The 10128-nt window shown below is 66.6% G+C and carries 9 protein-coding genes; 8 read left to right on the top strand and 1 reads right to left on the bottom strand.

Annotation, left to right across the window (positions count from 1 at the left end):
- Positions 1-53: 53 nt before the first annotated feature.
- Entirely contained in the window at positions 54-1184 is a 1131-nt protein-coding gene (locus ACTVAJ_RS18085; protein ID WP_470389359.1) for a VldE C-terminal domain-containing protein, read from the bottom strand.
- A gap of 271 nt (positions 1185-1455) precedes the next feature.
- Between ACTVAJ_RS18085 and ACTVAJ_RS18080 the strand changes: the two genes are divergently transcribed.
- The 8 genes from ACTVAJ_RS18080 (at position 1456) to ACTVAJ_RS18045 (ending at position 10125) form a co-directional block, all read left to right on the top strand.
- The gene (locus ACTVAJ_RS18080) at positions 1456-2082 is read left to right on the top strand and encodes a DUF6668 family protein (RefSeq protein ID WP_470389360.1); all 627 of its coding nucleotides are present in this window, start codon (positions 1456-1458) and stop codon (positions 2080-2082) included.
- A 12-nt stretch (positions 2083-2094) separates the two neighbouring features.
- Positions 2095-2439 (top strand): hypothetical protein, encoded by a 345-nt coding sequence (locus ACTVAJ_RS18075; RefSeq protein WP_470389358.1) that lies wholly within the window; start codon positions 2095-2097, stop codon positions 2437-2439.
- A gap of 24 nt (positions 2440-2463) precedes the next feature.
- Entirely contained in the window at positions 2464-3237 is a 774-nt protein-coding gene (locus tag ACTVAJ_RS18070; RefSeq protein ID WP_470389357.1) for a DUF8175 domain-containg protein, read from the top strand.
- A 139-nt stretch (positions 3238-3376) separates the two neighbouring features.
- Positions 3377-4837, top strand: coding sequence for a hypothetical protein (locus ACTVAJ_RS18065; RefSeq protein ID WP_470389356.1), 1461 nt, complete (start codon positions 3377-3379; stop codon positions 4835-4837).
- Positions 4837-6339, top strand: a complete 1503-nt coding sequence (locus ACTVAJ_RS18060) for an SCO6880 family protein (protein WP_470389355.1) — start codon at positions 4837-4839, stop codon at positions 6337-6339. Before ACTVAJ_RS18065 ends, ACTVAJ_RS18060 begins: the two co-directional genes overlap by 1 nt.
- Positions 6339-7871 (top strand): ATP/GTP-binding protein, encoded by a 1533-nt coding sequence (locus ACTVAJ_RS18055; RefSeq protein WP_470389354.1) that lies wholly within the window; start codon positions 6339-6341, stop codon positions 7869-7871. Before ACTVAJ_RS18060 ends, ACTVAJ_RS18055 begins: the two co-directional genes overlap by 1 nt.
- On the top strand, positions 7868-9598 hold the full coding sequence (locus tag ACTVAJ_RS18050; protein ID WP_470389353.1) for a type IV secretory system conjugative DNA transfer family protein: 1731 nt from the start codon (positions 7868-7870) through the stop codon (positions 9596-9598). Before ACTVAJ_RS18055 ends, ACTVAJ_RS18050 begins: the two co-directional genes overlap by 4 nt.
- A complete protein-coding gene (locus ACTVAJ_RS18045) occupies positions 9595-10125 on the top strand; it encodes a DUF4913 domain-containing protein (protein WP_470389352.1) in 531 nt (176 codons plus the stop codon). The genes ACTVAJ_RS18050 and ACTVAJ_RS18045 overlap by 4 nt, the downstream gene beginning before the upstream one ends.
- Positions 10126-10128: the final 3 nt, after the last annotated feature.

Raw genomic sequence — 10128 nt, 5'->3', positions numbered from 1 at the left:
GCACGTGATCATCCCAGGTACAGGGCCACCTCGCAGGACTTTTGAGATGAGCTCTAAGGGTAGTGGGAAACGTGGATGTGGTCGTAGTGATCTGTCGTCAAATCTCCTGTGGCGTAGAGATAACTCGCACGCTTCACGGTTTCCCAGCTGCCGACGGGGTCACCATATCCCGGGTTCCAAATATGACCCTCGTAGATGACGTACTTAATTTTGAGAACTTCATGGTGCTGAATCAACCAGTTAATGACCTCAATGGTCTGCTGATGCATTTCAGGGGTTGGGATCTTCCCTTGGGCCGCGGTGGCGACCATGTAGTCGCAGGCGAGCCCCTTGGGGTGGTCCATCGGGGGGTCTTCCCACGGTCGCGGGTCGTAGCACCCCACGCCGCCCGGCCATTCGATACTGAACTCCGCCTGGATCGCCGCGTATCCCCGGCACGTTGAGGACTGGAGGTTAGGGCTGGCCACGGGAGCGCACTGGTCACTGATCTGCGGGGCCCCTCCCCCGCTGATGGTGCAGGTTGGGGAAGCGGAGTAGTCGTCGGGCACCCCGGGCAGGTCGATCCCGGCCAGGGCGTTGAAGACGTCCTCGGCCGCCTGCCAGTACGCCTCGTAGTGGTAGGGGTCGGCGTTGACCTGCACGGCGTGCGCGATGAGGCTCATCTGGCGCGCGACGACGTCCTCGTCCCCGATGGCCTCGTCCTCGTCGACTTCCATGAGCGCGAGGAAGAAGTTCGTCGCGCTGATGGTGGGGTCCATCCGGTCCTCATGCGATCCCCAAGCCCCGTTGCCCAGTTGCTGGAAGAGCCCGCGGGAGCCCTCTTCGATCTCCCCCCGGGCCACCAGCTCCTCGCCCGCAGCGTCACCCTCGTCCAGGACTCGCAGCGAGGACTCCCCCATGGCCGTCATCACACCGATCTTCTGATCACGCGCGTCCAGGTCCAGGGCGGCCCCTGCATTGATGATGTATGCGGCGTTGAGGAGCTGCTCGGTGTGGTAGCCCGCAACGGGACCATCGGGCAGGGAGTCGGTGTCGATCACGACTCCGGGGCCACCCCCGCCGGGGACGCAGCCGTCTCCTGGGCTGACCATCAGCACCAGCATCATCAGGCATCCGGCAAACACCGCGAGAGGGGCGCAGCCGGTGGCCAGGAGTCCGGCGCCCAGTCCCTTGGAATCGGACATGCGTGTACAGCCCTCCCGGTCATTTGTCATGAGGTGCGGTGTTCACCCTGATTGGGCGCGCTCAGTCTAGAGATCATGCACTAGATGCACACTGGCACCAGCTACCGCCTGCGTAGGGAAACATGCGCTGATGTCGGTACTCTTCGCATGTTCTGTGCCCCCAGTGACAACACGGGTCGTACGGCGGCTGGTGCGGTCGTTGGTCGCACCCCGCTGGGACTCTTCGAGTGTTGCTGTCTGAGCGCTGCCGGGGGGTCAGGGCACGTCTGTGATGAAAGGGGGTGGTCGTGTCGTGGTGGAGAACAATCCGTGGTTGACCTCGGCAAACACCATTAACGATGAGGCCAAAGACGAACCGGTGGAAGTCGTTTCAGGCCCTGGGTACCCCAGCGGCCCGGCTACTCCGCAGACTGGGATCGCTGCGCCCGTGGCTTGTCTTCCCCGGCGTCCGGTGACGGGTACGGCGCGGCTTTGGTGGTTGGGTGTGCACGGCGGAGCGGGCGAACGAACCCTGCTCGCGCTCTTGGAGGACAGTCGTGCGGCCGTTCATGCGTGGCCGGAAGTGGCCATTTCGGTCACCTCCCAGCCACGAGTGGTGTTGGTCGCACGCACGCACGCTCGCGGTCTGCTGGCGGCGCAGGCGGCCGCCACGGAGTGGGCTTCCGGCTACAGCGGCGTGGACCTGCTGGGTCTGGTCCTGATCGCTGACGCTCCTGGGCGGCTTCCCCGTCCGCTCAAGGACTTGGCCAAGCTCGTCTCCGGAGGTGTCCCCCGGGTGTGGAACGTGCCCTGGATCGAGGCTTGGCGCCTAGGTGAGCCCCCGACCCTGGACTCCGCACCCAAACCTGTGCGTGCGATGATCACCGACCTCTCCGACCTCGCACCAACAATGGAATAGAAAGAAACCCTGATGATCAACGAATTCCTCCCCATGGCCACACAGTTGGCTGCCGACGGCGTTCACCTCGCCGTAGCAGTGCCAGCAGAACCCGGCATCGTGCCCGACCCCGGGACCGGATCCGCCCCGCCCGGATTCGAGGGGTTCATCACCCTGTTGGAATGGACCAAGTGGATCAGCCTCGGCATTTGCGTGGTCGGCCTCATGATCGCGGGTGCCACCATGGCCATCAACTCCCGCCGTGGTGAAGGCGGTGAGCACCTCGGCAAGCTCGGCATGGTGCTCGGCGGCGTGGTCGTCATTTCCGCAGCCGCGTCGATCATCAGCTTCCTCGTGACCGGTGGAGAGTCCGCTTAGCGACAGAAGAGGAGGCACACGATCATGGCTCGTCATGATGATCACCAGAGCGACCCGCCTTTTGCTTCAAAGACCTTTATCGCCTCGACTGGAGTCGTGGGCCTGATCGCCGTCTTGGGGATCGGCGTGACCGGCGCCATCTTGTGGCCGGACGGTGAGGAGGAAGCGGCACCGCCGGTGTCGGCGTCTCCTACCGCCGACCCTGCTCCGGAAACCGAGACCGCACCGGCCGAAGACGCGAGCATGTGCGGCCTTCCCGGAAACAACGAGACGGAGCTTCTCGCTGCTCCCGCAGACGTGGAATGGGAGTTCGTGGGCACCATGCAGGCGCCCTCCGTGCCCGACGCAGGTCCAGGACTGATCTCCGATGACGGCTTTCGCCAGTGCTACGCGCACTCACCGGCTGGTGCCCTCCTGGTCGCATCCAACGTGCTGGCGATGGGCACCGACCCCAACCTGATTCAACCGATCAATGAGGAACTCGTCGCTGAAGGTCCTGGGCGGGACGCGGCTTTGGCGGAACTCGAACGCACAGGACCCTTCTCTGACGAAGGACTTCGTCTGTCCACCGTGGGTTTCAACCTCATGGGTTATGGGCCCGACCATGCTCGTGTTGACCTGGCGGTGGAAGCCAGTAACGGAACGTTCGCGTCCGTGACGACTGACCTGCGATGGGAGGACGGGGATTGGAAGGTTGAACTTCGCCCCGATGGTGAGCGCATCATCCCGATAGCCCAGATCCCGGACGCCTCCGGGTACATCCCATGGTCGGCGGGGAACACAGATGCTGCCGACTGACGGGGCCGAGGATGAGTGCTTCGGGGGGTGGGCGAACCCGATTTGCGGGATGCAGGATTTCAGCGCATCTGTCGTAGGAAATGCCGTTGAGAACCTCGCCTCAGCCGTTATGGAGGGTGTGGGAACGACGGTCGGGATCATGGCCACCCACTGGGTTTTCGTGGGCACCTTGGACCTGACCAGTGGTGGAAATGTTGATGGTGCGATCGCCCAAGGGCAAGACGTCAATATCAGCCAACCACCGGCCTCCTCCTCTGGGCTCGAAGAGCTCTTGGGGTACGCGGCCTGGATCTCGCTGGGCATCTGCGTTCTGGCGCTGATCTTCCTCGGCGCGACGATGGCGCTCAACCAGCGCCGAGGCGAAGGGGCGGGCCACATCAGCAAGATCGGCATCGTCTTGTTCGCGACGGTGCTGATCTCGGCGGCCTCGGGCATCGTCACGGGCGTGTTGCCCTCGACCGGACCGGAGAACGCCTCCCGCCCGGTGGAGTTCCTGCAAGGCTCCCTGTGGTGGTACATGGGCGCGGCCGCTGTGCTGTCGGTCATCGTCGGGGCGGTGCGCATGGTGTGGGAACAGCGCGCCGACCCTGGCAAGGAACTACTCAAGTCACTGATGACCCTGGTGGTCGTGACCGGAGTCGGGGTCACCGGGATCGGCACGGCGATGGGTGCTGCCGACGGGTTCGCCCGGTGGATCATCGATGAGTCCACCGATGCCGACTTCGGTACGGCGATCTTTAACATGCTGGTCGTCGATGCCGCCACGACCGGCGGGATCGGCGCGTTCCTGGCGATCTTCGTCGGTATCTTCATCATCTTCTTCTCGATGTTGCAGATAATCCTCATGATCATCCGGGTGGGGATGGTCGTGATCCTGGCCGGAATCTTCCCGCTGGCCGCGTCCTTCACCAACACCGAGATGGGCAAGACCTGGTTCAAGAAGTGCATCGGCTGGCTGATCGCCTGGATCCTGTACAAACCGGCCGCGGCCATCATCTACGCCACCGCGTTCCAGCTGGTGGGAGGTAACGACCTCTTCTACAGCGAGGACGAGACCGGCCTGATGGGCGTACTGGTCGGCGTGACGATGATGCTCATCAGCCTGATCGCGATGCCCGCCCTGATGAAGTTCGTGGCCCCGATGGCGTCCCTGGGCGCGGGTGGTGTCGGAGGCGCCATGGCCGGAACAGCGAGCCTGGTCGGCGGCAAGATGGCCGACGGCGCGATGAAGATCGGCCAGGACCAGGCCAACACCGGAACCAGCGGTGGCGGTGAGGCACCCACAGGCAGCCCACCGGGCGCGAGCGAGGTCTCAGGGCAAGGGTCAGGAGCAGAACAAGCCCCTGCTGACACCACGACCGAACCGGCCCCCACGGACTCGGGCCAGGAAAGCGGAACCGAGAGTCCCGCTCCCGGTACCGACGGCCCCGACGCAACCGGTCCCGAGGGCGTCGGAGGCACCGAAGCCATGGGAGCCGACCCCTCGATGGCGGCGACGGGTGGTGTCCCGGTCACTCAGGTGGCCGAGCAGATGAAGGCACCGGCCGACGGTGCGAAGAGCGACATGGCGGGGGCAGTGAACGACGGGACGGACTCCTGATGGCAACTGAGACACATTCACCACGCACCTACGGCAACTGGCGCAAACCCACCTCCCCGGGTCTGATGGGGCTCGGGTCGTTGGGCACCATGCTCCTTCTCGGCGGGCTGATCTTCATGGTGTTCGTCGTCATGGCCGCGGGCCTGGTGGCCGGGATCGTGGTCGGTGCCTCCTTGGGAGGCATGTTGCTGGTGCTGCTGGTCAAGGACAAGCACGACCGCAACCTGCTCTCCCGCATGGCCGACCGGGTGGGCTGGTGGAACACCCGCTCGGCCGGATCGCACCTGTACCGGTCCGGGCCACTGGGGCGCACCGCCTGGGGCACCTTCCAACTGCCCGGACTGGCTGCACCCTCGCGCCTGAGCGAGCACACCGACTCCTACGGGCGCCGCTTCGCCCTGATCTACGTGCCCTTCACCGGCCACTACACCGTCGTGCTGGGCACCGAACCCGACGGGGCGGCGCTGGTGGACTCCGAACAGATTGACATCTGGGTCGCCGGATGGGGGCGGTGGCTGGCCAACCTCGGCGACGAACCGGGGGTCGAGGCCGCCTCGGTCACCGTCGAGACCGCCCCCGACACCGGCACCCGGTTGCGCCGGGAGGTCACCACCCACATCGACCCCGACGCACCCGATTTCGCCAAGGCCATGCTCAACGAAGCGGTCAACCGGTACCCGGCCGGGTCCTCGACCGTGAAGGCCTACGTCGCCGTCACCTTCTCCGGGGCCGCCCGCTCTGGGGGCAAGCGGCGCAAACCGGAAGAGATGGGGCGTGAGCTCGCCGCCCGGCTGCCCGGCCTGACCCAGGGACTTGGTGCCACCGGCGCCGGTGCGGCCCACCCTCTCTCGGCCCAGGAGCTGTGCGAAGTCGTTCGTATCGCCTACGACCCGGCATCGGCGGTGTTGATCGAGGAGGCCCACGCCGCCGGACAGGTGCCGGAGCTGACCTGGCCGGATGTGGGACCCAGCGCGCACGAAGCGTCTTGGGGCTCCTACGTCCACGACGGAGCACTGTCGGTGTCGTGGTCGATGGCCGCCGCCCCGCGTGGCAACGTCCAGTCCGGGATCCTCGCCCGACTGTTGGCTCCGCACCGTGACATCGCCCGCAAGCGCGTCGCACTGCTGTACCGGCCTCTGGACGCCGCACGCGCCGCTGGCCTGGTGGAGGCCGACCTGCGAGCAGCGGAGTTCCGCCAGACCTCCAGCAGCAAGCCATCAGCCCGTGATGCGTTGGCCACCCGCCAGGCCCGCGCGACCGCTGCGGAAGAAGCTGCCGGGGCGGGCCTGGTCAACTTCGGCATGGTCGTCACCGCCACCGTGCTGAACTCCGAAAAGAAGGCCGACGCCATCGCGGCGATCGACAACCTCTCAGCGACCGCCCGACTGCGGCTACGGCTCGTCCATGGTGCCCAGGACTCGGCGTTCGCCGCGGCGCTGCCGCTGGGCCTGGTGCTGCCCAAGCACCTGAAGGTACCCGTCGAACTCAGAGAGCAGCTGTGATGGCCAAGAACGACAAGAAGAAAGCGGCCAAGGAGAAGCAGCCCAAGGGGCCGGTGGTGCGCCGTCCGGGCCCGCGCGGCTGGGCGGGCCGCGGCGGTGGCATGGCGACCATGGTGCAGATGGCCCAGGAGTGGCGCGGCACCACCGTGCAGGCGTGCGGGCTGTGGCCGTTCGCGGTCGGCACCGGCACCCCGATGGTCGGGGTGCCGATCGGTCGCAACCTCCAGACGGGCGCCACACTCTGCTGCGACCCCATCTCCTGGTTCCAGCGCGCCAAGTTGATCTCGAACCCCTCAGCGTTCGTGCTCGGCAAACCCGGCCTGGGCAAGTCCACGATCGTGCGACGGATGGCCACCGGCCTGGCCGGGTACGGGGTGCAACCCCTGGTCCTTGGGGACTTGAAACCCGACTACGTCGACCTCATCGAAGCACTCGGCGGACAGGTCATCTCCTTGGGACGCGGCCGCGGACACCTGAACATCCTCGATCCCGGAGACGCCAGCGCGGCCGCCCAACGCCTCACCGGCAAGGCCCGCAGCCAGGTCATCGCCGACGCCCACGGGCGCCGCCACACCATGGTCTCGGCCCTGCTGACCATCATGCGCGCCGCCCCACCCACCGACCGGGAGGAAACCATCCTGGACCGGGCGCTGAAGGTCCTGGACGAACGCCACGACGGCGTCCCCATCCTGGCCGACCTGCTCAAGGTCATCCAGGACGCCCCGGACGAGGTACGCCACGTCGCCCTCGACCGCGGCTCCCTCGACCGCTACCGCGAGATCACCGAAGGCCTCGAAGCCTCCCTCATCGGCCTCGTCGGCGGCGGCCGGTTGGGCGAGACCTTCGCCCAACACACCACCACCCCCATGCACCGCGACCGCCCCGTCGTCTTCGACGTGTCCGCGATCGACGACTCTGAGACCGACCTCCAGGCCGCCGTACTCCTGGCGTGCTGGTCGGCGGGGTTCGGCACGGTCAACGTCGCCAACGCACTGGCCGACGCCGGTTTGGAACCCCGTCGCCACTACTTCGTCATCCTCGACGAGCTGTGGCGGGCCCTGCGCGCAGGGAGGGGCATGGTCGACCGGGTCGACGCCCTGACCCGCCTGAACCGGCAACGCGGCGTCGGCATGGCGATGATCTCCCACACCATGAGCGACCTGATGTCACTGACCGCCGAAGAGGACCGGATGAAGGCCAAAGGGTTCGTTGAACGCTCCGGCATGGTGATCTGCGGCGGCCTGCCCTCGGCCGAGATGCCGATGCTCAACACCGCCATCCCCTTCTCCCGAGCCGAACAGCGCATGCTCATCGGCTGGCAGGACCCGCCCGCCTGGGACTCCTCCAACAACCGCGAGGCCGCCCCGCCCGGACGCGGCAAGTTCCTGGTCAAGGTCGGCGGACGGCCCGGCATCCCGGTCCAGGTCCAACTGACGTCGGTGGAGGAGAGCATCAACGACACCAACAAGCTCTGGCACGAGACGTCCCGCGTCTCCCAACGCGTCGACCAGGAGACGGAGACGGTCGCGTGAGTAACCAGTCCAACCGGCGCAAACGCGGCCCCAGCGCGACCAGCCCCGAAACCATCATGCTCTGGTGCGGGCTGATCCTGCTGGCCGTGCTGGTGGCGGGCACCTGGGTTCCCCTGCACGTCGCCAACCTGATCACCGGCGGCTCCCAGGATGTGCCCCTGGACCCCTTCGGTCTGCTGCTGGGCCTGTTCTTGGGCCGTATCCCCTGGACCGGCGCCGCCACCGGCGTCCTGATCGGCCTCCTGGTACTGGCTGCGGGGATCACCGTCGGGATCGTCTGGTTCGTGCGCCACCGCGGCCGCAAGCGCACCCGCGTCGACGCCTCGGCCACCTACATGGGCCGCGGCCAGGACCTGGCCGCGCTCACCGAAGCGGGCGCCTCGGCGACCGCCCGACGCCTGGGCGTGCACGGCTCCCCCGGTGTGCCGATCGGCCGCACCGTGGTCGGAAAGCAGATGCTCTACGGGTCCTGGGAGGACATGCACGTCGACATCTGGGGACCACGCACCGGAAAGACCACATCCCGAGGTGTGCCCGCCATCATGTCGGCCCCGGGCGCAGTCCTGGTCACCTCCAACAAACGCGACATCCTCGACGCCACCCGCGGCCCACGTGCCGACAAAGGGCCGGTGTGGCCCTTCGACCCCCAACAGATCGCGATGGAAGAGCCCACCTGGTGGTGGGACCCGCTGTCGTATGTCACCGACGAGGTCAAGGCCGCCCAGCTGGCCGGGCACTTCGCCGCCGGATCACGCGACGCCTCGGCGCGCTCGGACGCCTACTTCGACGGCGAAGGCCGCAATCTGCTCGCCAACCTGCTGCTCGCGGCCGCTCTGGAGTCCCGGCCCATCACCGGTGTCTACACCTGGCTGGCCCGCCCCACCGACGACACCGCCGTACACATCCTGTCCGAGCACGGCTTCCCCCTCCAGGCCGACGGACTGTCGGGAATCATCGAAGCCCCTGACAAACAGCGCGCTGGTGTGTTCGGCACCGCCATGCAGATGGCCTCCTGCCTGACCAACCGACGCATCGCTCCCTGGATCACCCGCACCGGGCCCGACGACACACGCCCGCACTTCGACCCCCACGCCTTCGTACGCGAGGGCACCGGCACCCTCTACAGCCTGTCCAAGGAAGGCGCCGGAACCGCCGGACCGCTGGTGACCGCGCTGACCGTCGCCGTTGTGGAGGCCGCCGAAGAACTCGCCGCCACCATGCCCGGCGGGCGCCTGTCCACCCCCATGCTGGGCGTGCTCGACGAGGTCGCCAACGTGTGCAAATGGTCTGAACTACCCGCGATGTACTCCCACTACGGGTCACGCGGCATCGTCCTCATGGCGATCCTTCAATCCTGGTCCCAGGGGGTGGAGGTGTGGGGCCAGGAGGGTATGCGCAAACTCTGGTCGGCCTCCAACATCAAGGTCTACGGCGGCGGCGTGTCCGAGACCCAGTTCTTGCAGGAGCTGTCCCAGCTCATCGGCGACTACGACCGCGAAGCGGTCTCAGCCAGTCTCAGCCGGGACGGGCGCTCCACCAGTCACCAGCTCACCAGCCAAGCCGCGATGGACATCGCCGACCTGGGCGCGATCCCCCGAGGCCGGGCCGTGGTCATCGCCTCCGGGGCACCACCGACCCTGATCGAGACGGTGCCCTGGATGCAGGGACCGCACGCTGAGGTCATCCGCGCATCCATCGCCGAACACGAACCTAGGGGTGTCCTGTGACACGCGAAACCGATCAGAGCTACGAGGACGCGTTGGCCGACTTGCTGGCCTTCGTCGAAAGCCCGTCCCCCGACGATGGTCCAGCCTCACCAAGCACACCTATGTCCGGTCCCGAAGAACGAACTGGCGAGGAGCCGTTCTCTGATCGTGCGGAGGCAAGCGAGGTGAGAGGCGACTACGAACTGTACTTCGGCTCAGTGGATGAATTCGTACGTGAGATCATCACCCCGATTTACCAACGCAAAGTCGGGCCACGCGGAAACCGTCGTTGGTCAGCCGAATGGTGGCGCTCGGCTGAGGCGATCTCCCGGTTGGAGGCTCTGTGGCGCTCATGGGAGAACCTGCGCCTGGACGACGCCACCGGAATCAGCACCTGGTGGCGTGACCACGCCGACTACCACATGAACATCCTCTTCGATCCTGACGGACCGTTCGGGCGCAGTGAAGACGAGAACAAACCCGGCACCCCCTTGCCTTACACACCGCCGCCGCCGGGGCTTTTCATCGATGTCCGAAACGACCACTGACCT

The sequence above is a fragment of the Nocardiopsis sp. KDC1DS13DA1 genome, from assembly GCF_055632325.1.
This window is presented reverse-complemented; position numbering and strand designations above follow the sequence as displayed.